The organism is Pontibacter sp. YIM B11418 (genome assembly GCF_059278805.1).
Window position 1 is genome coordinate 30,367 of the sequence record NZ_JCAEMH010000006.1, and the last position, 26,311, is coordinate 56,677.

Below are 26,311 nucleotides of genomic sequence, written 5' to 3' on the forward strand. Positions count from 1 at the left end.
CTGATATAGATGTTGTTCTACATTTTCGCAACGGTAGCCATAGTTTCGGGAGCCTACATGGTGCTAACGCGCAACCTGCTGTACGCCGGTTTTTCGTTGCTGCTCACTTTGCTGAGCATTGCCGCCATCTACGTGCTGCTTTTCGCTGATTTTGTAGCCGTTACGCAGCTGATGGTATACGTAGGCGGTGTGCTCGTGCTGATTCTTTTTGGCATCATGCTCAGCAGCCGGGTACACGATAAGTCAGTAATGTCCGAAAATACGAATGTAGGATGGGGCGTTGCGATCTCTATGCTCACACTGATCGGGTTAAGTTATACCATCTGGCAGGCAAGTTTCAGTTCGCTTCCATGGATTCAACAGGCTGATACTAATGTATTGGCTGGACAAAAGAGTACCGTGCAGCTTATCGGTATAAAACTGATGACCGACTTTGTGCTGCCTTTCGAAATAGCCTCACTATTGTTGCTTATTGCACTTATGGGAGCCGCTTACATCGCCACTGAAAAACAGAAGGTATAATGTTAACTCAGATTCCATTAGAACATATTCTGCTGCTGAGCGCTGTCTTGTTTACGATTGGCGTCCTGGCTGTCATTACCAAGCGACATGCGGTGGTGGTGCTGATGGGTATAGAATTGATCTTCAATGCAGCAAATCTCAACCTGGTTGCCTTCAGCCGTCACGATCCCCAACTGCTGCAGGGCCAGTTATTCTCCTTATTCGTTATCCTGGTCGCCGCTGCCGAAGCTGCCGTAGCGCTTGCCATTGTGCTGAAGGTATACCAGCATTTCAAAACAGCGAACCTTAATGAGATTGTGAGTAAGGAGGGATAGGAGCAGCATTTCTAATCTTATCTTCCCTAGCGATTCTAGCTGTCTACGCTGCGCTGTCTACTAAATTTCTCCCTTCTCTAGTCTGAATTCTAGCCTTTCCTTGTAAGGTTCTACCTGTTGATAATCAGGTCATTGACCTTGCTTATTTCATTGTTTTAACATTGTTTGGATTTTCAAAACAATAATCTCCCCTTTTTGAACTTTAGGTATACAATTAAGAGTTAGTGTAAATATTCTTGAATAAAGCAGTTTTACTATAGGGATTTACAACTATACTTTTAGCCATTACATGAAAACAATTATTGCCCGAGCCGCAAAGTCTGCGGTAATGGGAGTGCTGTGGATCACAGCAGGTTTTGCTATACCTGTTCAAGCGCAGGCAATAGAGATGGGTCAGTTTATGACCACTTATACCCAAGACTTTAACACACTGCCTGGAGTAGCAGGTACTTATCAATGGGGCATCAGAGCTTTCTTGCCAGATGGTTGGACGATCCAACGGTCTAAGCCTAATGACATTATTGTCGTTAATAATGGCTCTTTCAATAAAGGAGATTTGTACAGTTATGGCCATGATGGAGCAGCTGACAGAGCACTCGGTGGTATAGCCTCGACAAATTCAGGTGAGTTTACTTACAACTTATTGCTGCAAAACACTTCTGGGAAGACCATTACTGCTTTAGACATTGCCTATGTTGGTGAGCAATGGCGGAGTGGGACCATTAATACAGATGTACAAAAGCTATTATTTACTTATGCAATAGCTGAATATCCCTCATCATTTAATTTGTCTACAAAAGCTAGTACTTCAGGATGGACCAATGTGCCATCCTTGCAGTTCAATAGCCCTGTTAATAAAAGTGATGCGGGACACGTTAATGGCAACCTGCCTAAAAACAGAAAAGAATTTAGCTATACTCTGCCCGAGGCTATACCTGATGGATACTATCTCATGCTGCGCTGGTACGATCCTGATGAACTTGAGCAAGACCATGGCCTGGCCATTGATGATGTGAAAGTTACCTGGAATTTCGAACCTAATTATGTCCCACTACCTGTTGAGCTTACCAAGTTTACTGCCCGAACAACTGGCAAAGCTGTCGAGCTGAACTGGACAACGGCCTCTGAACAGGATAGCAAGCATTTCGAAATAGAGCGGAGTGCTGATGCCAGGAACTTCACAACTCAGGGCATTGTAAATGCGAAAGGCACGACGAGCTTAACTACAAACTATACCTTTCACGACCGTGAACCATTAGTAGGCACTTCCTATTACCGGCTCAAGCAAGTTGACGAAGATCTGACTTATACCTACACCAGTGTAATAGCAGTTTCTAATCAGCAGGCGAAGTCCGCTACGCTATACCCGACGCTTGCCCAACAGGAACTTAAAGTGGAGCTGCCGCTAGCTCACTTAACTTACGATGCGGCTGTGTATGATAAAATGGGGCGTGTGGTGTTGCGCCAAAGCCTAAAGGGTTATATCCACTCACTGGATGTCAGCCGCCTGAGGCATGGGAACTATACTTTGGTGCTCTTGAATGAAATGGGGGAGAAGCAGGCATTACGATTTCTGAAGAGATAGCTATACCTGAAGTTAGCTATACCTGCCACAGGTAAAAAAGCAGAAGGGCCAGCTAGAAATAGCTGGCCCTTCTGCTCTGTATAAGCTGCTGTTTTGTTAAACGGAGAAGCTGTCGCCGCAACCGCAGGTACGGGAAGCGTTCGGGTTGTTGAAGTAAAAGCCCTTGCCATTCAGGCCGTCCGAAAAGTCAAGTTCGGTGCCCGCCAGGTATAGGAAGCTCTTCATGTCTACCACTACCTTAATGCCTTTATCCTCAAACTCCTGGTCCATCGGCTTTACTTCGTCATCGAAGTCTAGGTTGTAGGAGAGACCGGAACAACCACCTCCGGCTACAGATGCGCGCAGGCGAAACGTATCGTCGAGCTGAGCATCCTGCTTCAGCCTCAATACTTTCTCTTTTGCTTTATCTGATACTGTTATCATAACATTTCTTTCTTTAAGATACCGGATTCAGCACCACACTGAAAACAGTAATCGTGTTCATGTCGCGGCCAAAGTATAATTTGTCGAGTGCCTCGTACATATTACGGGCCCGGAAGTAAGACGTATTCAACTCTTTATCTCCATGGGCCATCCACTGCACGGTATACGGACTCTCTTTTGCTTTATAACTCTGCACGTAGTCCCACATCTTACGGAGCGCATCCACTCTGTCGTACCCTATTTCTGTATGGAACAGAAACGACTGCAGGTGGCGCGGGTTAACCGTAATCAGGTCCAGACGCACTTTGTTATTCATCGGTCGGAATTCGAAAAGCAGACTGTCACCGCTTAAGCCTAAGTGGTTCTCAATCTGCTTTTGAATGCGTGCACTTTCTACATGCACCTCTGTCGTTGACTCCATGCGCGAGTCCGGGTCTTAGTGGTGAGACTTCGGCATTTCCAGTGCTGGAAGGCCGTTCTTTACTCTGTAGTCGTTGATGGCAGATTTAATCGCATCTTCAGCCAGCACAGAGCAGTGAATTTTCACCGGAGGCAAAGCCAGTTCTTCCACAATATCCATGTTGTCGATAGAAAGGGCCTCGTCAACAGACTTACCTTTCAGCCACTCGGTAGCCAGCGACGAAGAAGCGATAGCAGAACCACAACCGAATGTCTTGAACTTCGCGTCAGTGATGATCTGGTTTTCGTCTACTTCAATCTGGAGGCGCATAACGTCACCGCACTCAGGTGCACCTACAAGGCCAGTACCCACGTTGTTCTTCGCCTTGTCAAGCGTACCAACGTTGCGTGGGTTGTTATAATGGTCGATTACTTTATCTGAATAAGCCATAGCTGTATTTAATTACTAGTTAATAATGATGAATGACTAATATATACCGAGTAATTATTCATTACTCTATACATTATTAATTAAAATCTTAATGTTCCGCCCACTCAATGGAGTTCAGGTCGATGCCTTCTTTGAACATCTCCCAAAGTGGCGACATCTCACGCAGTTTGGCAACAGCCTCTTTCACGTGGTTGATGGCGAAATCAATTTCTTCTTCTGTTGTAAAGCGGCTCAAACCGAAACGCAGCGAAGAATGTGCAAGGTCATCACTTAGTCCTAACGCTTTTAACACGTAAGAAGGTTCTAAAGATGCTGAGGTACAGGCAGAACCCGAAGAAACAGCGATATCTTTCACACCCATCATCAAACCTTCGCCCTCAACATACTTGAAGGAAATGTTGGTTACGTGCGGCAGACGGTGCTCGCGCGAACCGTTTACATAGGATTCCTCAATTGTCAGAAGCTCTTTCTCAAGTCTGTCACGCATAGCTGAAAGACGGGCTGTGTCTTTCTCCATATCCTGCTGGGCAATCTCGCAAGCCTTACCCAGACCAACTATACCTGGTACGTTCAGCGTACCTGAGCGCATGCCGCGTTCGTGTCCGCCACCGTCCATCTGGGCAGTTACTTTTACACGTGGGTTTTTGCGACGTACGTACAGAGCGCCAACGCCTTTCGGACCGTACATTTTGTGGCCAGAGAAAGCCATCAGGTCGATGCCGTCAGCTTCAACGTCCACCGGAATTTTGCCTACCGCCTGCGTAGCATCTGTGAAGAACAGCACACCACGCTTCTTGGCGATTCTAGAGATCTCACGAATTGGCTGAATTACACCCACTTCGTTGTTACCATACATGATCGAAATCAGGATGGTCTTGTCTGTAATGGCTTCTTCAAGTTGCTGCAGGTCAATCAGACCCTCGGCATTTACAGGCAGGTATGTTACCTTGCCACCGATTTTTTCGATGTGCTTGCAGGTATCTAGTACCGCTTTGTGCTCGGTAGTAGTTGTGATGATGTGGTTACCCTTCGAAGCGTACATCTCAAACACCCCTTTTATAGCGAGGTTATCAGACTCGGTCGCGCCCGAAGTGAAGATGATTTCTTTAGGTGAACAGTTGATAAGTGAGGCGATTTGCTCACGGGCATAGTCAACAGCCTCTTCGGCATGCCAGCCAAATGCGTGGTTACGGGAAGCGGCATTGCCAAACTTGCCAGTGAAGTACGGCATCATGGCCTCCAGCACGCGCGGGTCAAGCGGTGTCGTGGCGTTGTTGTCCAAGTATATCGGGAATGTTAGCATATCACTATTTTTTTATCTCTTTTAATCCTGTCTGATTAACAGTTGTAAGAAATTATTAGTTTTGAATCCCTGCAAAATTAACAAAAAAAGCTTACTTAGACTAATTACAAATTGAAAATGGTAAACGTAGAACATATAGGTATAGCAGTTAAAAATTTTAGCGAGGCAAATGCCCTGTATTTTAAACTGCTGGGCGTAGAGCCCTATAAAACAGAGTTTGTGGAGTCAGAGGCGGTAAACACCTCTTTCTTCAAGGTGGGCGGCACTAAAATAGAGCTTTTGGAGGGCACAACGCCTGATAGCGCCATCAGTAAGTTCATCGAAAAGCGCGGTGAAGGTATACACCACATCGCCTTTGAAGTGGACGATATACTTGCTGAAATGGAGAGACTGAGAGGCGAAGGCTTTACGCTACTGAACGAAACGCCCAAAAAAGGAGCCGACAATAAGTTGGTTTGCTTTGTGCACCCCAAAAGCGCCAATGGTGTGCTGATAGAACTGACGCAGGAGATTAAGTAAATGGTTGAATGGCTGCATTGTTAAATTGTTGAGCTCAGCTATAATTTCTATTTGAGTGTAAACTCTTAGAGGAACAACCATTTAACAATAAAACAATTTAACCATTAAAACTATGAATCACTTACTGAAAGCGATACAGGCAGCAGAAGATGAGTTGCTGGTTGGCAACGTCATTTTATACCCGACCGATACGGTATGGGGAATCGGTTGTGATGCTGAGAATGCCACAGCCGTTAAAAAGATCTTTAGGATAAAGGAGCGGGAGGAGTCCAAATCGATGATCGTGCTGGTGAGCGACGTGGAAATGCTGCGCCGCTACGTGCGCGATGTTCCGGAGGACTTTGAAAAACTGGTCGAGTCACAAAAGCGGCCGACCACCTTTGTCCTGACTGGTGCGCAAAATCTGCCCCAAGAGCTGATCGCCGAAGATGGCAGCATCGGCATGCGCATCACAAAAGACGAGTTTTGCCATCGGCTGATGCAGCAGATCGGTCGCCCGCTGGTGTCTACATCGGCCAATGTGAGCGGTGAAGTTGCTCCGAAGGCTTTCTCCGAAATCTCTGACACGATCAAGGAGCGAGTTGATTACATCGCGCAATGGCGGCAAGACGAAGACGTGGAAACACGTCCCTCACGTATCATCAAGATTGATAAAAACGGTAAACAGACGGTTATTCGGGAGTAGGGCAGGTATAGCTGGTGCCGGGACAAAGGCTATACCTGTTTTCGCAACGTCAAAGAAAATTTGCCCGCGCTCTGAATTTATCTCATTATTTTTGCGCCTCGGGCCTGCGGTTCTGTAATGCCCGAGGTTTTGATTTTTCTGAATGGATACAATAAAATTACCAGAGCACCCCATATTTGATACTGTGGCCGCGGCCGCTGCGGAAACAGGTGTTGACGCTTATGTGATTGGGGGCTTTGTGCGTGATTTGGTCCTGAAAAGGCCTTCTAAAGATATTGACGTGGTATGCGTGGGTAATGGCATTGCGCTGGCCGAGCGCGTGTCGCATAAGCTGCCGCACAAGCCGAAGGTGTCGGTTTTCAAGAACTTTGGTACGGCCATGCTGCGCTCCGGAGAATGGGAAGTGGAGTTTGTGGGAGCCCGGAAGGAGTCTTACATGGAGCATTCCCGTAAGCCGGAGGTAGAAACCGGTACGCTGGAAGATGACCTGAAACGCCGCGACTTCACCATAAACGCCCTAGGTATAAGCTTGAACGAGAGCACCTACGGTCAACTGATCGATCGCTTTGATGGGCTGAAGGATATGAAGCGCAAAATCATCCGTACGCCGCTGGAGCCAGGCATTACGTTCTCTGACGACCCGCTGCGCATGATGCGTGCCATCCGTTTTGCCTCCCAGCTTAGCTTCGACATCGCCCCCGAAACCTTCGATGCCATTATCGACAACAAGGAGCGCATCAGGATCGTGTCGCAGGAGCGTATTACCGATGAACTGAACAAGATCGTTCTCTCGCCGAAGCCTTCCTATGGTTTCAAATTGCTTTTTGCCTCCGGTCTTTTGCAGTTGATCTTCCCAAAAATGGCAGAATTGCAGGGAGTGGAGACCGTAAAAGGCAATTCACATAAAGACAACTTCTACCATACCTTGCAGGTGCTCGATAATGTGGCCGAGGTATCGGATGACCTGTGGCTACGGTGGTCGGCCATTTTGCACGACATTGCCAAACCCGATACCAAACGCTACCACGAAAAAGTGGGCTGGACCTTTCATGGCCACGAGGAGCGCGGCGCCCGCATGGTGCCCAAGCTCTTCAAAGACCTGAAACTGCCGCTAAACGAGCACATGAAATTCGTGCAGAAGCTGGTTCGCCTGCACCTACGCCCCATTGCTCTTGTAAAAGACACCGTGACGGACTCGGCTATCCGCAGACTCCTGTTTGAGGCTGGCGACGACATTGAGGCGCTGATGAAACTGTGCCGCGCCGACATCACTTCCAAAAACGACAGCAAGGTGAAGCGTTATCTGCAGAATTTCGACAAGGTGGAGAAACGCCTGGTAGAGGTGGAGGAGAGCGACAAACTGCGCAATTTCCAGCCGGTGATCACGGGTGAGATCATCATGGAGACTTTCGACCTGAAACCTTCCAAAACGGTAGGGGAGTTGAAGGAAGCCCTGACAGAGGCAATACTGGAGGGAACTGTCAAAAATGAGTTTGGCGAAGCCTTCGCTTTCCTCCTCAAGAAGGGGGAAGAACTGGGACTTCGCCAGGTAAACTCACCAAACAGCTAAGCAAACAAATTATTAAGGTATAGCACCTGCGATAGGGTATAAAGTTTTATTTTGTACTAAGTGGCAGGTATGGAAACAGTGCGGGCTGGTAAGCTTACTTGTCCGCAGGATGGTCGGCGAAGCAAGCTAAGAATTACGAATTGAGACCAAATCAAGTACTGTTTTTAATTAATGATGGCATGGGATGATTTATTCGTACATCTGAAAACTCACCATGCTGCTGGTTTTAGCTATGCCATAATTTTCTTCATCCCGGAAATTCACCACACCAGATTTTATTGGTTCCTTATCCTCTCGAAGTTCTTGTGCTAGCTTTCCAATTTCTCGGGCAATCTGTTTTTTTTTGCTGGAGAGAAATCATCAAATTTTGGGTCAATAAGCGATACAGTAAGTTCATTATTGTTTTTGATGTTGATTTCTACTTCGTCGGTCTCATATTTAGCTGAGATAGATTTTTTTAGACGATCCATATAGTTGAATTCTCCGGTCATTTCTGAACAGCCGAGTAAGCCGATTAGCAGAGTCGTCAGGACTACGAGAATGTATTTTCTCATTTTTATGGTTTAGATTTATCAGGAAATATTTAATAAAGCTTGCGCCCAACAGGTGTATGGCAGGTATAAAAAAGGGATAAGCCAAACGACTTATCCCTTTTTTGTAAATTTACTACAGGCGTGACACCTTGCTGGCGCCTGATACATCAGTTACTACATTGCTAGGATTGCCTTTGTAGCGCACTTTGCTGGCACCTGCGGCATCGGCTCGCAGCGTATTGGTGGCATTCACGTCGGCAGAACAGGCACCAACAGCTTCTATCTCCACAGTATTAGCAACCAGCCGTGTAGCGTCCAACTTGCTGGCTCCTGCAATATCCATGTCCACGTTATCGGCGCGGCCTGAAAAGGTGCTTTTAGAGGCTCCCGCGATATCAGCTTTCAAACGGCCCACATTTACATCCACGAAAGCCTGCGTAGCACCTGTCAAGCCGAGGCTCAGGTTAGATGCCTTGATGTGCCCGATATCCGCCTTGATGGCACCGTTCAGGTCAAGGCTGCGTAGCTCAGGCACGGTGATCTGAATCAGTACTAGCTTCTGTTTTTCAAAAAGCTTGATGGTGCGGTCCTCATGCTCCACTACTAGTTCGCTGCCGTCTTTTCTAACTTCGAGCTTTTTCAGGTCGTCGGCGTCACCGCTGGCTGTTACGCTATAGTTACTGCCTTGCGTAATCTGCACGTGGTAGGCACCATTTACCGTGATGGCATCGAAGTCGCTGAAGTCGTAGGTCTGTTTGTTCGAGCTATACTCCGCTTCATCCATCAGCACACTTCCGCCTGCGCCCATGGTGGCAGCGGCATTGTAAGTGAAATCGCTGTCGGCTACATCGAGCGTGTCAGAGGCGCAAGTGATGCAGCTTAGGAGGTTACCTTTTACCTGCCAGAGGTTGCGTAGGGTCTTCTCACGGCTATACTCTTCTTCGAAAGCGCTACTTGGCACCATGCGTAGGAAGTTGTTGGTCAGGCGCAGTTGTTTGTCCTGCGGTATCAGCAAGGTTACGTCCATGCGCTGGCTACGGTAGGCTGCTCCGGAGGCAAACTCAAAGCTGTCATCAAAACGGATCGTAGAGTCGGTCTGCACCACGCGGTAAGTCACCATGCGGGCGTTTTGCTGTGCTTCGGCTTCAGTTTTTCCTTTGGCCTGCAGGCGTTGCTGCACCTCCAGGTTAGAGCCAGTGTGGCCCTGCACATCAAAGTAGATGCGGTTTTCATAAGACGAATTCGTGTTATACCCATCCAGGGTGATGGTAGGGTACGGTCCTACCGGGAAAGACTGCGTGGTAACCACTTCGCCCGAGCGACGGAAGTTTTCGGCGTGCGCCGCGATAAAGGCTATCATGGTGAACAAGCTGATCAGCCAGATACCGAACAATGACCAGCCTACTAATGGACGCATAAAGAAGCGTTTCGCCAAAAGACCGATGGCCAGTAGAATCAGGAACAGAATAGGTATAAGTCCTACAAAAAAACCAGCCACCAGTCCGAGCCGGGGAAAGCCCTCCAAAAGCACGGAGGCCGGAAAATCACCCATCATGAACGCGGAATCACCATCTACTATACCTAGCGTCACAAACAGGGAAGTGAAAAGCGCTACAGTCAGGCCAAGTGAAATAACCAACAGGGTTATACCTGCAGCTATTCTTACCAGCGTAATCAGGACACCAAGTATAGGTCCAAGGCCACGACCGAGCCAGTTAATCACCTGCGAGATGATGCGAAATGGCAGCAACAATACTTTGGCGGCCGTACTTTCCTCACCGTTCTGGTCTTTTATGTTCAGGTTTTCCTTGAGCGTGTGCTCAATACTGGCCAGCGTAACGGGGTTGCCCTGCATTTGCATACGCTCTGTTAGGCTGGCCGCCTCCGGGACCGCTACCCAGAGGATGATGTAGGCCAATATACCAAAGCCACCCGCAAAAATCAGGGCCAGGAACAGGATGCGGATAACGGCCACATCCACACCGAAATACTTGGCGATGCCGCTTGCCACACCCGCCAGTTTTTTGTCATCGGGGTCGCGGAAGAGCTTTTTCACCGTGATTTCAGGCAGTGAGTAGTTCACAGGCAGCGCAATCCAGAGAATGATGTAGAGAATCAGACCGAAAGAACCTGAGATACCCTTCGTGATCGGGGTGCCTATTACCAGGAACACGAAGATCAAGCGGATCCACACCGGGTCTGCGTTCAGGTAGTTGGCTATACCCGCTGCTACACCACTCACTACTTTGCGGCTCACATCGCGGTACAGGCGTCTGGGTCTGAATGCTGTAGCGGCTGCGGCGGCACCTCCGGCCTCGGCAAACTCGGGCTCAGGAGCACCGGCGCTATAGGCTTTTCTGGCGTGCGACATTTCCTCTTCCATCGGCTCCAGTATCTCAAAGTCGGTCACCTCACCCATCTGAGCAACCAGGGACTGCACGTCTTCTAGCGTGATCACCTGTTTGCCCGGAGAAAGGCGCGTTGAAAAGATCTCCGCGATACGTGCTTCGATATCAGCGACAATCTCTTCGTGGCCTTCGTAGCTCGAAAAGTAGTTGCGGATAGAAGAAAGGTAGCGGCTCAGTTGCTCATACCCATCCTCCTCGATGTGGAAGATGATGCCTTGCAGGTTGATATTTATGTTCTTTTTCATGATTGCTGCGCTTTCTTGTTTTGCATGATGAATTCGGTGGAAGCTACCAGTTCGCCCCATGTATCCCGGAGTTGTTCCAGAAATGTGCGACCGGTCTCGGTCAGTGTATAGTACTTGCGGGGAGGCCCAGAGGTAGATTCGACCCAACTGTAGTCGAGAAGCCCCGCATTCTTGAGGCGAGTAAGGAGAGGATAAAGGGTTCCCTCCACTACTATCATCTTGGCAGCTGTCAGCTCCTCCAACATATCGGACGCATATACCTCACCACGAGCGATAATCTCCAGGATGCAGAATTCCAGAATTCCCTTCCGCATCTGCACTTGTGTGTTTTCTACTTTCATGATGATTCCGTTTAATGTTGAAGCAAAGATATTAAAAGGTACTATGTAACGCAAGGTACTGTGTAAAAATAATTACGAAACTTTTTCCAAAGGGTTTAAGTGGTAGCTAATTGTGGATAAAAATGATTATTTTTGGATGCGAAAAAATGTCGCTTAAAGTCAACTAATTCAGTTTCTGAAGTGTTAGGAGGCAAATTGACATACCTGGAGAGCGGTAAATTTTTTTTTACAACCGAGCAAATAAATTCTTTTTAAGACCACTGAAGTGACAGTATACCTGTGCCTATGAACAGATTTACCCTTTCTATATTTATTGTCGTGTTGTGTTTTGTGGGTGGGGCCGTGTGTGCGCAGGTATCCACGCCGAAGTACAGCAACGAGTTTTTGAACATTGGCGTAGGAGCCAGGTCGCTCGGTATGGGCAATGTGCAGGTCGCTTTTGCAGACGATGCCACGGCTGGCTTCTGGAACCCGGCCGGTCTTGTGCAGCTCCCAAACAGGTATAACATCTCCCTGATGCACTCCGAGCTATTCGCAGGTATAGCCAAAAACGACTTCGGCAGCTTTGCCATGCCCATCGACTCGAGCAGTGCGCTGGCCGTTTCAGTTATCCGCCTCGGGGTAGATGATATTGTGGACACCCGCCGTCTGCAGAACGAGTATGGCTACATTCAGTACGACAGCATCCGATTCTTCTCTGTGGCCGACTATGCCGTACTCCTTTCCTATGCCCGCAAGAGCAATTTGATTGAAGGCCTAACACTGGGTGTGAATGCCAAGATTATCTACCGCAATGTAGGCGAGTTTGCCAATGCCTGGGGTTTTGGTTTTGATGCAGGCGCGCAGTTGCGTCGCGGCACCTGGCAGTTTGGCGTCATGGCCAAAGATGTAACAACCACCTTCACTGCCTGGACCCACAACGTAGAGGCGCTGGAGGCCACCTACCAACAAACCGGCAACGACCTGCCCGAAAGTACAGCCGAACTCACGCTTCCTCGTCTGGTGCTCGGAGCCGCTAAGAACTTCACTTTCTCTGACAAGATCACAGGTATACTGGCCACTGATGTTGATTTTACTTTCGATGGCCGACGCAATGTGCTCCTCAAATCCGACTTTGCCTCCGTGGACCCGCATGTGGGGATGGAGCTAGCCTATGCCCGAACCGTGTTTATGCGCGGCGGCCTGAATAACTACCAGCAATTCCGGAATTTTGACGGGGGCATGTCTTCTAAAGTGCAGCCCAACTTTGGGGTAGGTTTCGAGAACAATGGATTGAACATCGATTTGGCTATGTCACGCATCAACGGAAGCGATGGTAATACGGCCAATGCTGCGGGTCTTTACTCCATTATCATTTCGCTTGGTTATTCTTTCAATTAAAGACATACGGTTTCAAGTTTTTTCAGCCGATGAATATAAACAGACTCTTCCAACAGTTTTTACTCGTTAGCGTGCTGGCATTCGGTCTGCAGGCAGCGGCGCAAGCCCAGTCACCGACACCTTACGGCAACGAGTGGATTGACTACAACAAAACCTACTACAAACTCAAGGTAGTTAACACAGGTCTCCACCGCCTCAGTCACGGCTTCCTGGATAGCCTTGGGCTGGCCGGCACCAACCCGCAACATTTCCAGCTTTTCAGAAGAGGCAAAGAAGTTGCCATTCACGTAGCCGGCGAAACTGATGGCCGTCTGGACTCCCAAGACTTCATTGAGTTCTATGGTGAGCGAAACGATGGTAGACTAGACCAGGATTTGTATAAGAATCCAGCCCATCAGCCGCACCAGTTATATAGTCTATACACAGATACCGCTGCTTACTTCCTGACAGTGAATCCAGCCGGCAGTAAGCGCATGCAGCAGGTGAATCCTTCACCTGCAGGGAAGACGCCGGAGCCGTATGTATTGCGGAAGGTGACGCAGTATTTTGTGGATCGGTATTATGATGGGAAAATTTATGGAACACCAAAAGCGCAACTTGCCTGGATGGATACAGGAGAAGGTTATTCTGCAACTGGTAGTGCCAGTGCAAAGAGCTACAATATTACTTCTGTAACTAACTTAGTCACAACAGGACCAAAACCGTTTGCTCAATTTAATTTGATGGGTATAAATGGTGAGACGCAGACAGGAATAATAAATGTGGTGCCGTCTACAGGAGGAGCAAAACAAGTATCATCCTTTATGTTCGGTGCATATGGTCATCAGCATATTAATGGACAGATTGAATTTTCTGATGTCCTAGCCGATGGTAGAGTTACTTTTCAAGTAGTTCCAAACTCAGTCCAAAAAAGTAATGTTAGTATGTCCAACATACGATTAACATTTCCCCAAAGGCCAACCCTCGCGACAAACTCTGTTATATTCTTTACTGATTCTACGCGTGCAACAAACCCTTTTTACGAAATAGGAACTGCAACAGAAGGGGCGTTTGCTTATGATATATCAGATCCTTTCAATCCTATTCGAATTGAAGGTAATATAAGTGGGAGTGGGAAAGGATTCGTAATTCCAACAAACTCGGGTATTTCTCATAAAATACTTATTGCAAATACTGCTAAAGCGCTCAAAGCTGTTGGTAAGTCAGAATTATTACGCTTCCGTCAGATAGCACCCGCAGATCATAACTATATCATTGTTACGAATAAAAGGCTGATGAAAGTAGCTGCAGATACACAAAGGCCTGCACCGCTGGAATATGCATCCTATAGGGCTTCGCCAGCAGGAGGAGGTTATGATACTCTGATGGTGTATATGGATCAGATTGTTAACCAGTTTCATTACGGTGAATTTTCATCGAATGCTATTCGGAAATTCATGTCCTATATGCTTACATCAGAACGGCCTAAACACCTGTTCATCATAGGCAAGGGTATGAAATATGCTCATGGTGATTATAGATCTTTACGCGATTCACATTGGACAGGCACCCATAACAAGTATAGTTTTTATCATGTCGACGGCAGACATCCGAAAGTGCATGAAATGGATCTGGTTCCCACTGGTATGTTGCCAGCCTCTGATGTTTTCTTTACTGCTGATTTTAGAAACAACCGTTACGCACCCCGTGTGCCCACTGGGCGTCTTCCTGCTACAACTGCAGAAAACATTATTGCATACTTGAACAAAGTTAAGGAGCATGAAAGCTTACCTGATGGTTTGGAATGGCGAAAGAATATTCTTCATTTAGGTGGAGGGAATGAAGGACTGCAGTCCTCTACTTATAAAAATTATTTAAATAGCTATAAGGAGATAGCTGAGGGCGTGCATTTCGGTGGAAATGTTACTTCACAATTCTTGCATCAGGAATCAAGCAATTATCTGAATGTATCTTCTGAGGTCAATTCCGGCCTTTCTTTAATAACTTTTTTTGGTCATAGCTCTACAGAAGTGTCAGATCTTGAGATCGGCTTAGCCTCCTCTAATGTGCATGGGTATCGAAACAAAGGAAAGTACCCAGTGATATTAATGAATGGATGCTACAGCGGAGATGCATTTTTCTATAATAAAAATTCTTTTGGAGAAGATTGGTTGGTAACTCCAGATAGAGGTGCGGTGTCATTTATGGCAGAGTCATATATAGGAGGTGACTTGCCATTGCATAATTTTTCAGAAAGGTTTTATCAGATTGCCTTTGAGGATGCAACTTTTTATGGAAGTACTATTGGTAGTATACATGGTGAAACTATAAGGCGCTTTAACAATAGCTCCTCAAATTTGGATGATGTGCGCATAGCTACCATGACTCAAATGATTTTGCAAGGTGATCCGGCTGTTAGGCTTTATGCACCAAGCAAGCCAGACTATGCTTTTGAAAATAATACTTTTTCGGTTAGAGATCTGAATGGAGAAGTTGCTACTTCAGTTTCAGAACATTTTGTTATTAATGTCAACGGAATCAATTTTGGTAAGGCAATTTCAGATTCAATCAGTGTTAGTATACAGCGTATACTTCCTGATGGGAATGAGCTAGCACCATTTTCTGTAAAAGTTAAACCTATCTTTTACAAAGACCAGCTAAGACTTGCAGTTCCAAATGTAGATACAAAAGGAGCGGGTATGAATAAGTTTATAATAACTCTGGATAATATTAAACAGTTCGACGAGCTTAATGAAGACAATAACATAATTCAGGTTCAACACTTTTTACCGAGCTCAGGCATTTCCATTTTATCACCAATGGAGTATTCCATAGTAAGTGAACCTACTGTCAATTTGATGGTACAATCTACGCAGCTTCGTGCCGAACCCAAGGGGGTATACTTCGAATTAGATACAGTAAATACATTTAACTCTGGACTTAAAAGGAGCTTTCAGGCTGCTCCAGGTGCTTTACCGGCCTGGCGAGTTTCTTTGCCAATTCAAAATCCAGATACTGATAGCACGGTTTACTTCTGGCGTGCGAGGTTTGATAACTTTGCCAAAGGGGAAGATACGGTATGGGTAAGCAGTTCTTTTAGGTATATCAAAGGCAATACAGGAGGATGGTCGCAAAGCCAATCTGGGCAATTTACGAAGTCAGTACTTGATAAGACTGTAGTCGATAATAAATCAGGTTGGAATTTCTCTCCTCAGTTTAGTAACATAGAAATTCGAACAATTGGGGGCGATGTAAGGTTTAGGACACCTGATTTTGGAATTTTTATCAACAATGTAACGCGAGTTGATAATGCCTGCGGAGGGTTTATGAGTTCAGCGGCCCCAAGAATGTATTTTCTAGTGCTAGATAACCTTACATTGGAAGTTGTATCTGTTCCTGGATTTACACCTTGTAGATATATGGGTGGGCTTTATGAATTTGGAAACTTAAATACAGCCACGATACGTGCTACAGTGCAGAGATTTTTAGATGCTGTACCTCAGAATTACTATGTAATTGCAATGAGTGCCAATAGTGTTCCATTTGAACTGTTTTCCCCAGAGTTAAAAGCTGCATTTAACAAACTGGGCTCAAAGCTGATAAATGAAATTAAAACAGGTTATCCATTTGCAATGGTTGGGCAAAAAGGAGCTCCAATTGGCGCTGCTGAAGAGGCTACAGCTGACTTAACAAGTAATGTGTCTCCAATGGAGCAAGAACTCCGATTCATCCACCAGATTAGTTCATTTAATACTCGAGGCTCCATCACCTCTATCCTAATAGGTCCGGCCCTAAGTTGGGGCAGCTTGCACCATAACATCGAAAGGTATAAGGCTGGCAATGATAGCTACAAGTTGAGCTTATATGGTATTAACGCCGAAGGCAGCCGGGAACTGCTCAATGATAATATCACATCAAAATCATTCGACTTAAGTACTGTGAGCGCCGATCAATATCCAAAACTTCAACTGACGGCAAATTTGACCGACACAGAAGACCGGACAGCACCACAACTGAAGCAGTGGATGGTGTTTTACCAAGCTGCACCGGAAGGGGTCATACGTCCAGACTTGGTGGAGGTAAGCGATGAGATTATAGCACAACAAGCAAACCGGGGCCGTATTGAAATGCCAATGGCGTTTCAAAATGTGACGCCATATGCTTTCCGCGATTCGATTACGGTGGAGACAACACTGACCGGGGAAGGTATAGAGCCACGCGTATCGCGGTTTAAAATCGAGGCGCTTGAGGGTAACAAGACGGCCATGTTCGACTATACTATATCGACGCTCGAGCTGGACGGCAACTATAAGCTGACAGTGTTTGTAAACCCACAGTTGCAGCCTGAACAACAGTATCAGAATAACATTTATGAGGTGAATTTTGCGGTGAAGTCAAAGTTACACCCAATTATGGATGTGGCATTTGACGGAGTACACATTATGGATGGAGAACTCGTAGCGCCAAGCCCACTTATCAGCATTACCATGAAGGACGAGAACAAGCATGTTTATCTGGAAAATGCGGATGCGATGGAGGTTTACCTAACTAATAATATTACAAATGTATCAGTAGATGTAAGAGAATCTGCAAAGCCAAGCGAATTGCGTGTTTTCCCTGCCGACGAGAAAAATGATTTCCGTTTTGAATATAAGCCAGAGCGTTTAGAAAACGGTACCTATACCTTAGAGGTAAAAGGAAAAGATGCCACAGGAAAAGCCTCAGGTAATTCTTCATACAAGATCAATTTTGAGGTAGAGAACGAGTCTAAAATCACGAACTTCTATCCATATCCGAACCCATTCTCTTCGAAGACGCAATTTATCTTCACCCTGACTGGCGGTGTCATCCCAGATGATTTCAAAATCCAGATCATGACTGTGACGGGTAAAATTGTAAAGGAGATAATGCGGGAGGAAATCGGGCCGATACGCATTGGCAACAATAAGACGGAATATGCCTGGGATGGTACTGACACCTATGGAGACAAACTGGCCAATGGCGTATACCTGTACCGTGTGGTGATGCCAAAAGATACTGAGGAGATGAAGCACATCTGGAAGAAAGGAGATAAGGGGTTTGTGAATGGATATGGCAAGATTTATATTCTTCGTTAAAACATAACCCATTCTTACCAACAAGAAAAAAGGAGCGCCATAAAGCGCTCCTTTTTTTGCGGCTATACCTTGCGGCTATACCTTGCGGCTATACCTTGCGGCTATACCTTGCGGCTATACCTTGCGGCTATACCTTGCGGCTATACCTTGCGGCTATACCTTGCGGCTATACCTTGCGGCTATACCTTGCGGCGCAGCTCCTTAAAGGTATAAGCATACTTGTTCTTCTCGTCGGGCTGGTGGCTTTCCGAACTTACTTCCTGCCATTCCTCCTCCTTCAGCTCAGGGAAGAAAGTATCCCCATCAAAGGTATGGTGCACCTCCGTCAGGTATAGTGCATCGACAAAAGGAAGAGCTTGCTTATAGATTTCAGCACCGCCTACAATACTCACTTGCTCGCTATCCAACTCTTTGCCCTTTGCAATCGCCTCTTCCACTGAATTTACCACAATGCAGCCTTCCGCCTGATAATCCTCCTGATGTGTTACGATGATGGTGGTGCGGCCGGGGAGGGGCTTGCCAATGGACTCGAATGTTTTGCGGCCCATGATCATGGGGTGGCCCAAGGTTTTTTGTTTGAAGTGGCGCAGGTCGGCAGGCAAGTGCCATATCAACTGGTTGTCCTTCCCGATGACGTTGTTCTCGGCTATGGCGACGACAATGGCAATCATGCTTGTTCGGTTTTAAAGGTATAGCCCCTAAGTAAATCCTGTACGGGCATGCGCTTTTTGCCTTCCATCTGGAGGTCTAAAATAGACAGAGCACCTGTGGCTGTCTGCACATGCAGGTAGGTTTTGTTATCTGTCTTGATCTGGCCAGGTCCCAGGGTATAGGCTGTATCTAGCAGTACTTCGGTCTTGAAAATCTTAAACGTCTTCCCATCGAAGCGCGTCCAGGCGGCGGGGTAGGGGGAGAGTCCGCGGATGAAATTGCGTGCCTGATGAGCAGGCTGATTCCAGTTTATCTCGCAGGTTTCCTTGAAAATTTTGGGAGCATGCTTCGTTTCGGCAGTAGTTTGCTGCGGCTGTGGTTGTACGTCACTGCGCTCGATGGCCTGTACGGTTCGAACGGCCAACTCAGCGCCTTTGTATTTCAGCTTTTCGTACATGCTGCCGAAGTCATCTTCTTCTAAAATAGGCACGCGGTCCTGGAAAATCAGGTCACCGGTGTCGATTTCGTGCTTGAGAAAAAAGGAGGTAACGCCTGTTTCTTTCTCACCGTTGATGATGGCCCAGTTGATAGGCGCAGCGCCACGGTATTGCGGCAACAAGGAGCCGTGAATGTTGAAAGTTCCCAGCTCGGGCATCGCCCACACCACTTCCGGCAGCATCCGGAAAGCCACAATAATCTGCAGGTTGGCTTCGTAGCTGCGCAACTCATCCAGAAAAGCCTCTGACTTCAGGTTGGTCGGCTGCAACACAGGTATACCCTGCGATACGGCGTATTCCTTCACAGGAGATTGTTGTATCTTCTGGCCACGTCCTGCTGGTTTGTCAGGGGCGGTGATGACGGCTACTACCTTATAGTTATGTTCGACGAGTGCTTGCAAGGTAGGCACCGCAAAGTCAGGTGTACCCATAAACACAATGCGTAAATCGGGCATGGTTCTATTCAAAATCAGGGTATAGCAGATAGTTTTTGCGGAGCACCTTGTAGTCCGACAGGTTAGGTTCCCAGCTGGCTCTGATCTCCGTTTCGGTTTTGCCGGCAATCACTTGCTTGCGCAGTTCCGAGGTGCCTGCCAGTTTCTCAAAGAAGTTGTTGAAGAATTTCTCCTTGTTAGACGAGTTGTTGTACATCTCCAGTAGGTACTTCAGGGTAAAAGGCTGCGCGAACGACGGGTCAGTCAGATCCATGCCGTAGCACTTCACGCCCTTGTGCGGCGGGTCAGTAGCTCCTGGTGTGCTCACTGGTGTAAATGAGTAGTCTTTCTTCTGGTAGAATGGCGAGCCGATCACCTGGAAAGGAGTAGGCGTGCCGCGGCCCACGCTCACGTTCGTGCCTTCAAAGAAACAGATGGACGGGTATAGCGCAATGGACTGTGGGTTTGGCAGGTTTGGGGAAGGGCGAACAGGCAGCTCGTAGGCCATCGTGTGGTCGTAATTCTCCATTTTGATCACGGTCAGGTCGCAGCTTCTCTCGCCTTCCAGCCATTTTTCGCCGTTGATCATCTCGGCCAGTTCACCTACCGTCAGTCCGTGCACAATCGGAATAGGGTGCATACCTACAAAGGACTTGTGCTCCATCTCCAACACCGGGCCATCAACGTAATGACCGTTCGGGTTCGGGCGGTCCAATACGAGCATCTTTTTGCCATTTTCGGCGCAGGCTTCCATGGCGTAATGCATGGTGCTGATATAGGTATAGAAACGCGTACCCACATCCTGAATGTCAAACACGAGCACGTCGAGGTTTTGCATTTGGGCTTTCGAAGGCTTCTTGTTGCTGCCGTAAAGCGAGATTATTGGCAGGCCCGTTTTAGTGTCTTTCGCGTCTTTGATGTGCGCGCCAGCATCGGCCTCGCCACGGAAGCCGTGCTCAGGAGCAAAAATCGTGGTCACTTCCACGCCGCGGCTAATCAGGGTGTCCACCAGGTGGGTGTTGCCAATCACAGAGGTCTGGTTCACGACCATACCCACACGCTTGCCTTCGAGAAGCTTCAGGTAGCGGTCGAGTTGCTCGGCTCCCAGGGCCAGTGGTTTCTGGGCAGGCGCTTGGGCGATTTGTTCAGTGGCCGAAGCGTTTTGCTCAGCGGTAGTGGCAGGTGCCTGTTTCGGGGTGCAGCTGTTGAAGCTCAGCAACAGGGCACTGCAAAGTATAGCAAATGGTTGTGTCATCAGTGTTGGTTTTTCAGGGCCAGGTTTGGAGATTCGCTTACAAATACGAAAATTTAACAGGTTCTAAGTCAAAATTCATACCTATCTTTAAGGCAGTTTAGACGCAAGAGAGTGAACGTATCCAAATTCATATCTGATAAGATTTCCGAAGTACAGGCTGGTTCTTTCACCACGTCTGTGACAAAAATAGCAATTATAAGCATAGCTGCAGGCATTGCCATTATGATTGTGTCGTTTGCAATTCTGGAGGGCTTCCGTGATGAGATAAGAAATAAGATTTTCAGCTTCGGGTCGCACCTGCAAATCAGTAAGTACGATACCAACAATTCCTTCGAAGGCGCTCCTATCAGCACGGCTACAGGTATAAACAGTACCGAGGAAATAGCAGGTATACAGCACATTCAGGGCTTCGCCCGCAAAACGGCCATCATCAAGACTGAGGACGAGGTGCTGGGTGTGGTGATGAAAGGTGTGGGCGAAGACTACGACCTGAGCGCCATGCAGGGCAACTTAGACGAGGGCGGCGTGGTGACATTCTCGGACACAGCCTCTTCTAAAGACGTGATGCTCAGTCGGAAAATCGCCAATAAACTCAGGCTGAAAGTAGGCGATGAAGCTATTTTCTATTTCATCCAGAATCCGCCACGAGCCCGGAAACTCAAAGTAGCGGGTGTGTTCAATACCGGTTTGGAAGAGTTTGACGAAGTGTTCGTTATCGGTGACCTGCAACTGATCCGCGAGCTCAACAATTGGCCCGATACCCTAGTGGGCGGCGTGGAGATTTTGCTCAAGGACTTCAACCAGATAGACCAGGTGGCCGACCAGGTGTTTGACCAGATGAACTACGACCTGCAGCTCGAGAAAATAACCGACCGGCATGCCCAACTCTTCGACTGGCTGCAACTGTTGCGCAAGAATGTGATCATTTTCCTGGTGCTGATCATCTTTGTGGCTACTTTCAACATGGTGTCCACGGTGTTCATCATGATCATCGAGCGCATCAGCATGATTGGCGTTCTCAAAGCTATCGGTGCCACCGACGCCCAGATACGGAAGATCTTTTACTTCCGCGGCCTCAGCCTGACGCTCAAAGGGATGCTGTGGGGCAACGTCATCGGCTTGGGCTTCTGCGCCATCCAGTACTTTTTCCAGGTCATCCCCCTCGACCCCGAAAACTACTACATGGACACCGTTCCTATCAGCTGGAACTTCGGCATCATCATCGCCCTCAACGTGATTACGCTTGTGATGACCATGCTCGCCATTCTTATACCTGCCGCCATGGTCGCGCGCATTAAGCCTGTTCGGGCGATTAAGTTTGATTAGGGGGAGAGTATACTTTAGTAAAGACAATTAAATGGGCTGTAATAAATTGATTAAAGATTGGGGGCCTGAAGAGTTCTACAGATTTGATGTGCATGATCTTAGTAGTAAAGGTTTAAATGAAGAGACAGTAGATTTCTTATCAACTGTTGGCATACCTATATCAGCTGCACCATACCTGTCATTTGTAGGGGATCTAAAAAAGGAACTAAGGAGCGTCTTCGATACCTATGAAACTGGAGAAATTAGCCATAAATTCTTTTTAAGTATAGGTACTGATGGTGCTGATAATCCAATGTGTATAGATATCAAGAATGATTGTCAGATTGTTACCTTAAATCATGACGAGGGATTTGAGACAACATTCATGAACTCTTCAGTGTCTGAATTATTTCATTATTTAACACTGTTCAAGAGATTTATTGAAGATGTTGTTAGAGAAATGGTGAAGACGCATTTCTTGACGCAAACTTTACAGATTGGCAGTACAATGACTTAAAGAAGGCTATGGAAGCTGTAGACAGTAAAGCGCTAAAACCTAATACTTTTTGGGTGCAGGAGCTTGAAATATTATTGGGAAATAGAGAATACTACCAGAGCCAAAAATAAAAACGGCGGCCCATACCTGAGCTGCCGTTTCCATTATCAAAAATCTATACCTGCGGCACCGCCTTTGGAGTTTGCCCATTGCTGGCACCACCTACCATCTCTCTTCTTGGCACCGGCATCTGTATACCTTGTTCTTCAAAGGCTGCCTTGGCACGTTCGTTCATATCCCAGAAGAAAGCCCAATAATTCTCTTTTTCAACCCAAACTCTCACGCTCAAGGTGAGGGAGTGCTCGGCAAAATTGGTTACCACAATGGCAGGCGCTGGGTCAGGCAATACACGGTTGTCGGCTTGTATCAGATTCTGCAAAAGCTGACGCACCTTCCCAATGTCGTTGTTTACCGATACGGCAAAATTGAATTCCACACGGCGGGTTTTCTCGATAGTATAGTTCACCACCACACTGTTGGCCAGCGGACCATTAGGTATAAAAATCGTCTTGTTATCAGGCGTTTTCAACACCGTGTTGAAGATATTGATCATGTCCACGGTACCTCCTTGCCCCTGCGCTTCGATGTAGTCTCCTACACGGAAAGGCTTGATGGTGAGGATCAGCACCCCACCCGCAAAGTTGGCAAGGCTACCCTGCAGGGCCAAGCCGATGGCCAGACCGGCCGAGCCGAGTATGGCAATGAACGAGGTCATCTCAACACCCAACTGCGCAATCACCAGAATGATCAGCAACACGCGCAGGGCAACAGCCATTACACTCTTCAGGAACGGGCGCAACGAGACGTCCACGTCCTTCTTCACCATTAAATTATACACCAGGCGGTTGAGCCAGTTGATGACCCAAAGACCAACTAAAAGCGTGATTACGGCCACTACCAGGCGCATACCATACACCATCACAAAATTGGTGATGGTAGCGCTGTAAGCATCAAAATTGAAAAGGTCAGACATTCCGGTCAGATTTGAGTTCAAAAGAAAAACTCTGGCACCTTTGCGGGGTACCAGAGTTCAAATTTGGTCAATTTCTACAGCAAAGGCAAAACTAAGCCAAGTGGCGGCATTTCAGAATCAGGTTTGGATTCGGGCAAAGGCCTTCATATACAGCTTGTTCCGACAGTCGCGCCACACCCGGATAATCGCCATTTTTCCCATCCATCGAGCACATCACCTGAAAGTGCAGGTGCGGCGGCCAGTCGCCGTTCACCGGGTAGGGACCTACTTCGGCAATCTTGTCACCTTTTCGGACTTCCTTTCCAACTGACAATCCTTCCAGACAAGCACTGTTCAGGTGACCATACAAGGTATAGAACGTCACTCCTTCGAGCTCGTGTTCCAGAATGATAGTAGGGCCATAGTCGCCGAAGTTGGCGTTGTCGGCGAAGCTGTGCACCCTGCCGTCAAGCGGGGCGAACACGGCCGTGCCCGCGAGCAGCCACACATCTATACCTAAGTGCAGGTCGCGGCTTTCTTCGGCCACGTCGAAGTGCTGACTGCGGCGGTAGATGAAACGGTTTTCCATGTAGCCGCCCACGCCGAAGCTGGCGTTCCGTTCCTGCAGCATCTGGTTAACAGCAGTATTAAAAGCCTCTGTGTTGCGCAGGTCGGTTTGCTGCAACAGCTGGTTGGCAGCCGTAAAATCAAGACGGCACACATGTTTGCCGTTCAGGTCCGCATCGAGTACAGGCCCGAAGGCAACAGTGTGCCGTCTTAGAATATCGCTAAGTTTCTTTTCGGTATTCAGCATGTAGTTTAAGGCGGGGAATGTTCCGCCAGGCAAGTATAAGAAGAATTATGCTACTTCTTCAACATACTTGGAGAGTGTCTTCAGGCTTTTGGTCTTGCCAAAAAGCTCTTCGGACTTCTTGCTGTAAGCCTGCGCAGCTTCCTGCAGCGTGTCGAAGGTGCCGAGGTTGATGCGTTGCTTGTTATGGTGAATGATGGCGCGGTATTTCTGAGCCTCTTTGTGCACGCCGCGTACGCCCAGTTTGTTCTCAGTTTTGGCTGTGTTGCGCACAATCTTGCAAAGCGGAGCCCACTCCAGGTTTTCGAGGCGGCAGTCGAGCTTGTTGCCGTTTTTGAAGTGCACATAAAGCTTGATGTTGCTTTCCGGCTTCTCGATCAGCTGCTCGCCGATCATTTTGTGCAGGTAAATGGTTTCGTTGCGGTACTTACCGTTTTTCAGCGGCCAGTTCTTCTGGAAGAAGGCGTAACCGTTAGAGTGAATGCGCAGGTGCTTCAAAAAATCAATTTGCTGCAGGTAAGCATTGTTTTGAATATACTCGTAAGTACGGTCGTCCACCATTACGGTTTTTTCACAGTTTTTGAGAGTTAGTTTGTAGAGCATTGGTGTTTTCAGTAATTGTATGGTAAAGAACGGAATGCGGGGGCTGGTTAGTACCCGACTACAGTACTTGTATGTACTATGTTACAAATGTGCAGTTTTTTTTTCATCCTGCGTTCTTTCTGTTAATGATTTGGTTATAATACGTGATTCAGGAAATCGGTTTTAAAAATTACCTGAAATTTTCACTGAACAGGCCAGATTGTCGTAACTTTCAGTCTGAAACCATGTTTCCCTTTAATAGACTAGTATAAAAACGATATGAGTAGCCCTTATTTCATGCTGAAGGTCGTGGAAATAACCCGCGAAACATCAGATGCGATTACGATTCACTTAGAACATCCCGATAAAAAACCGATTCCATTCAAGGCAGGTCAGTTCCTGACACTTATCCTTCCGATAGACGGAAAGAAAGTCCGCCGTTCTTACTCACTGTGTTGCGCCCCGAACGAGGGCAGTAGACTTTCAGTAACTGTTAAACGTGTAGAAGGTGGTCTGGTTTCCAATTATTTGCTTGATAATCTGAAAGTTGGACAGGGAATTGAGGTGATGGAGCCGCTCGGAAATTTTAACCTTGTGCCGGAGGCGGACAAGAGCCGTCATATCATCCTTTTCGGGGCCGGCAGCGGCATTACACCACTGATGTCGATGCTCAAAGCAGCCCTGCGCGAGGAGCCCAACACGAAGGTGGCCTTGTTGTATGGCAACCGCGACGAAGACTCCGTTATCTTCAAACAGCAGCTACAAGAACTGCAGGTCGCCAACCCGGAGCGTCTGCGCGTGGAGTACATTTACAGCCAGCCTAAGCAGGCCTGTGACTACCGCGGCCGCATGAACCAAAGTGTGATCCTGAAAATACTCGAGCGACTGCAACTGTCCAAAACGACGGATGCGCTGTACTACATGTGCGGTCCTGATGGGATGATGGAGGAGGTGCGGAAGGCCCTGAACGTGCTGCACGTGCCTGCCGACCGTATTTTCCGGGAGAGCTTTGTGAGCAACAAATTGGTGGAGCAACAGGAGCACCAGCACCACGGCGACGTGTCTTCTTCGGACGATGACGGCGAAATCACGACCCAGACCGTGACCATCATTTACGAAGGAGCCGAGTACAGCGTGGTGGTGGAGCCGGATCAGACCATTCTCGAAGCTGCCCTGGATCAGGACGTGGATCTGCCCTACTCTTGCCAGGCGGGTCTATGCACCGCCTGTCGCGGCAAGTGTCTGAGCGGAAAAGTGCATCTGGACGAGCGCGAAGGGCTGTCAGATGCCGAGCTAGATGAGGGGTACGTGCTCAACTGTGTGGGCCATCCGTTAACCTCCAATGTGGTCATCGAAATAGGATAGAAAATATTTGTTATAAATCAGTTTAGCTGCACTATATTTTACATATATAGTGCAGCTTTTTTTTGCACTTTCAGGAGAAGTGTCTATATTACCTCTTCTTTACAGAACCATCTATGAGTAAAACAGAAG

General features: G+C 47.5%; 25 protein-coding genes. 12 read left to right on the plus strand and 13 right to left on the minus strand.

Going from position 1 to position 26,311, the window contains the following annotated elements; translation table 11 throughout:
• Window positions 1-9: 9 nt before the first annotated feature.
• The 3 genes from AC4QZR_RS15130 (at window position 10) to AC4QZR_RS15140 (ending at window position 2,421) form a co-directional block, all read left to right on the plus strand.
• A complete protein-coding gene (locus AC4QZR_RS15130) occupies window positions 10-522 on the plus strand; it encodes an NADH-quinone oxidoreductase subunit J family protein (protein WP_494481680.1) in 513 nt (170 codons plus the stop codon).
• The gene (nuoK, locus tag AC4QZR_RS15135) at window positions 522-836 is read left to right on the plus strand and encodes an NADH-quinone oxidoreductase subunit NuoK (protein WP_494481681.1); all 315 of its coding nucleotides are present in this window, start codon (window positions 522-524) and stop codon (window positions 834-836) included. The genes AC4QZR_RS15130 and nuoK overlap by 1 nt, the downstream gene beginning before the upstream one ends.
• A 289-nt stretch (window positions 837-1,125) precedes the next feature.
• Window positions 1,126-2,421, plus strand: coding sequence for a T9SS type A sorting domain-containing protein (locus AC4QZR_RS15140; RefSeq protein ID WP_494481682.1), 1,296 nt, complete (start codon window positions 1,126-1,128; stop codon window positions 2,419-2,421).
• 96 nt (window positions 2,422-2,517) lie between these two features.
• On the opposite strand, the gene AC4QZR_RS15145 is transcribed toward AC4QZR_RS15140, so the two are convergent.
• The 4 genes from AC4QZR_RS15145 to AC4QZR_RS15160 form a co-directional block, all read right to left on the minus strand.
• Window positions 2,518-2,844 carry a HesB/IscA family protein gene (locus AC4QZR_RS15145; RefSeq protein WP_018478385.1) on the minus strand — a complete coding sequence of 109 codons (327 nt, stop codon included), beginning with the start codon at window positions 2,842-2,844 and terminating at the stop codon, window positions 2,518-2,520.
• Window positions 2,845-2,857: 13 nt separating this feature from the next.
• On the minus strand, window positions 2,858-3,265 hold the full coding sequence (locus AC4QZR_RS15150) for a hypothetical protein (protein ID WP_253406611.1): 408 nt from the start codon (window positions 3,263-3,265) through the stop codon (window positions 2,858-2,860).
• A gap of 15 nt (window positions 3,266-3,280) precedes the next feature.
• Window positions 3,281-3,694, minus strand: coding sequence for a Fe-S cluster assembly scaffold IscU (gene iscU / locus AC4QZR_RS15155; RefSeq protein WP_018478387.1), 414 nt, complete (start codon window positions 3,692-3,694; stop codon window positions 3,281-3,283).
• A gap of 88 nt (window positions 3,695-3,782) precedes the next feature.
• Complete coding sequence (locus tag AC4QZR_RS15160; protein WP_253406612.1) at window positions 3,783-4,997, minus strand: IscS subfamily cysteine desulfurase; 1,215 nt, start codon at window positions 4,995-4,997, stop codon at window positions 3,783-3,785.
• A gap of 117 nt (window positions 4,998-5,114) precedes the next feature.
• Here AC4QZR_RS15160 and mce point away from each other — a divergent pair, with 117 nt between their 5' ends.
• The 3 genes from mce (at window position 5,115) to AC4QZR_RS15175 (ending at window position 7,771) form a co-directional block, all read left to right on the plus strand.
• On the plus strand, window positions 5,115-5,516 hold the full coding sequence (mce, locus tag AC4QZR_RS15165) for a methylmalonyl-CoA epimerase (RefSeq protein WP_494481683.1): 402 nt from the start codon (window positions 5,115-5,117) through the stop codon (window positions 5,514-5,516).
• A 112-nt stretch (window positions 5,517-5,628) separates the two neighbouring features.
• Window positions 5,629-6,201: an L-threonylcarbamoyladenylate synthase gene (locus AC4QZR_RS15170; protein WP_494481684.1), complete on the plus strand. Its 573-nt coding sequence runs from the start codon at window positions 5,629-5,631 to the stop codon at window positions 6,199-6,201.
• Window positions 6,202-6,343: 142 nt separating this feature from the next.
• Window positions 6,344-7,771 (plus strand): CCA tRNA nucleotidyltransferase, encoded by a 1,428-nt coding sequence (locus AC4QZR_RS15175; RefSeq protein WP_494481685.1) that lies wholly within the window; start codon window positions 6,344-6,346, stop codon window positions 7,769-7,771.
• A gap of 308 nt (window positions 7,772-8,079) precedes the next feature.
• Here the strand turns inward: AC4QZR_RS15175 and AC4QZR_RS15180 are convergent, their stop codons facing one another.
• The 3 genes from AC4QZR_RS15180 to AC4QZR_RS15190 all read right to left on the minus strand — a co-directional run bounded on the left by AC4QZR_RS15180 (window position 8,080) and on the right by AC4QZR_RS15190 (window position 11,298).
• Complete coding sequence (locus AC4QZR_RS15180) at window positions 8,080-8,325, minus strand: hypothetical protein (RefSeq protein WP_494481686.1); 246 nt, start codon at window positions 8,323-8,325, stop codon at window positions 8,080-8,082.
• Between the two features lie 112 nt (window positions 8,326-8,437).
• A complete protein-coding gene (locus tag AC4QZR_RS15185) occupies window positions 8,438-10,957 on the minus strand; it encodes a GIN domain-containing protein (protein ID WP_494481687.1) in 2,520 nt (839 codons plus the stop codon).
• Complete coding sequence (locus AC4QZR_RS15190; RefSeq protein ID WP_253406618.1) at window positions 10,954-11,298, minus strand: PadR family transcriptional regulator; 345 nt, start codon at window positions 11,296-11,298, stop codon at window positions 10,954-10,956. The genes AC4QZR_RS15185 and AC4QZR_RS15190 overlap by 4 nt, the downstream gene beginning before the upstream one ends.
• A 285-nt stretch (window positions 11,299-11,583) precedes the next feature.
• Here AC4QZR_RS15190 and AC4QZR_RS15195 point away from each other — a divergent pair, with 285 nt between their 5' ends.
• The 3 genes from AC4QZR_RS15195 (at window position 11,584) to AC4QZR_RS15205 (ending at window position 17,987) form a co-directional block, all read left to right on the plus strand.
• Window positions 11,584-12,678 carry a putative type IX sorting system protein PorV2 gene (locus tag AC4QZR_RS15195; RefSeq protein WP_494481688.1) on the plus strand — a complete coding sequence of 365 codons (1,095 nt, stop codon included), beginning with the start codon at window positions 11,584-11,586 and terminating at the stop codon, window positions 12,676-12,678.
• A gap of 29 nt (window positions 12,679-12,707) precedes the next feature.
• Window positions 12,708-17,774, plus strand: coding sequence for a putative type IX secretion system sortase PorU2 (porU2, locus tag AC4QZR_RS15200; protein ID WP_494481689.1), 5,067 nt, complete (start codon window positions 12,708-12,710; stop codon window positions 17,772-17,774).
• Between the two features lie 69 nt (window positions 17,775-17,843).
• On the plus strand, window positions 17,844-17,987 hold the full coding sequence (locus AC4QZR_RS15205) for a hypothetical protein (protein WP_494481690.1): 144 nt from the start codon (window positions 17,844-17,846) through the stop codon (window positions 17,985-17,987).
• On the opposite strand, the gene AC4QZR_RS15210 is transcribed toward AC4QZR_RS15205, so the two are convergent.
• The 3 genes from AC4QZR_RS15210 to AC4QZR_RS15220 are packed head-to-tail and all read right to left on the minus strand — an operon-like array spanning window position 17,954 to window position 20,611.
• A complete protein-coding gene (locus AC4QZR_RS15210; protein ID WP_494481691.1) occupies window positions 17,954-18,445 on the minus strand; it encodes a dihydrofolate reductase in 492 nt (163 codons plus the stop codon). The genes AC4QZR_RS15205 and AC4QZR_RS15210 overlap by 34 nt on opposite strands.
• On the minus strand, window positions 18,442-19,377 hold the full coding sequence (gene fmt / locus AC4QZR_RS15215) for a methionyl-tRNA formyltransferase (protein ID WP_494481692.1): 936 nt from the start codon (window positions 19,375-19,377) through the stop codon (window positions 18,442-18,444). The genes AC4QZR_RS15210 and fmt overlap by 4 nt, the downstream gene beginning before the upstream one ends.
• Before the next feature lie 4 nt (window positions 19,378-19,381).
• Window positions 19,382-20,611 (minus strand): exo-beta-N-acetylmuramidase NamZ family protein, encoded by a 1,230-nt coding sequence (locus AC4QZR_RS15220; RefSeq protein ID WP_494481693.1) that lies wholly within the window; start codon window positions 20,609-20,611, stop codon window positions 19,382-19,384.
• Window positions 20,612-20,722: 111 nt separating this feature from the next.
• Here AC4QZR_RS15220 and AC4QZR_RS15225 point away from each other — a divergent pair, with 111 nt between their 5' ends.
• Entirely contained in the window at window positions 20,723-21,937 is a 1,215-nt protein-coding gene (locus AC4QZR_RS15225; protein ID WP_494481694.1) for an ABC transporter permease, read from the plus strand.
• Window positions 21,938-21,968: 31 nt separating this feature from the next.
• Complete coding sequence (locus tag AC4QZR_RS15230) at window positions 21,969-22,433, plus strand: SUKH-4 family immunity protein (RefSeq protein WP_494481695.1); 465 nt, start codon at window positions 21,969-21,971, stop codon at window positions 22,431-22,433.
• A gap of 154 nt (window positions 22,434-22,587) precedes the next feature.
• Here the strand turns inward: AC4QZR_RS15230 and AC4QZR_RS15235 are convergent, their stop codons facing one another.
• From AC4QZR_RS15235 to AC4QZR_RS15245, 3 genes are all read right to left on the minus strand, one after another.
• Entirely contained in the window at window positions 22,588-23,445 is an 858-nt protein-coding gene (locus AC4QZR_RS15235; protein ID WP_494481696.1) for a mechanosensitive ion channel family protein, read from the minus strand.
• Between the two features lie 91 nt (window positions 23,446-23,536).
• Window positions 23,537-24,238 carry a peptidoglycan DD-metalloendopeptidase family protein gene (locus AC4QZR_RS15240; RefSeq protein ID WP_494481697.1) on the minus strand — a complete coding sequence of 234 codons (702 nt, stop codon included), beginning with the start codon at window positions 24,236-24,238 and terminating at the stop codon, window positions 23,537-23,539.
• A 45-nt stretch (window positions 24,239-24,283) separates the two neighbouring features.
• Complete coding sequence (locus tag AC4QZR_RS15245; RefSeq protein WP_253405077.1) at window positions 24,284-24,838, minus strand: HNH endonuclease; 555 nt, start codon at window positions 24,836-24,838, stop codon at window positions 24,284-24,286.
• Window positions 24,839-25,096: 258 nt separating this feature from the next.
• On the opposite strand from AC4QZR_RS15245, the gene AC4QZR_RS15250 reads away from it, so the two are divergent.
• Window positions 25,097-26,182 carry a 2Fe-2S iron-sulfur cluster-binding protein gene (locus AC4QZR_RS15250; RefSeq protein ID WP_494481698.1) on the plus strand — a complete coding sequence of 362 codons (1,086 nt, stop codon included), beginning with the start codon at window positions 25,097-25,099 and terminating at the stop codon, window positions 26,180-26,182.
• Window positions 26,183-26,311 lie beyond the last annotated feature (129 nt).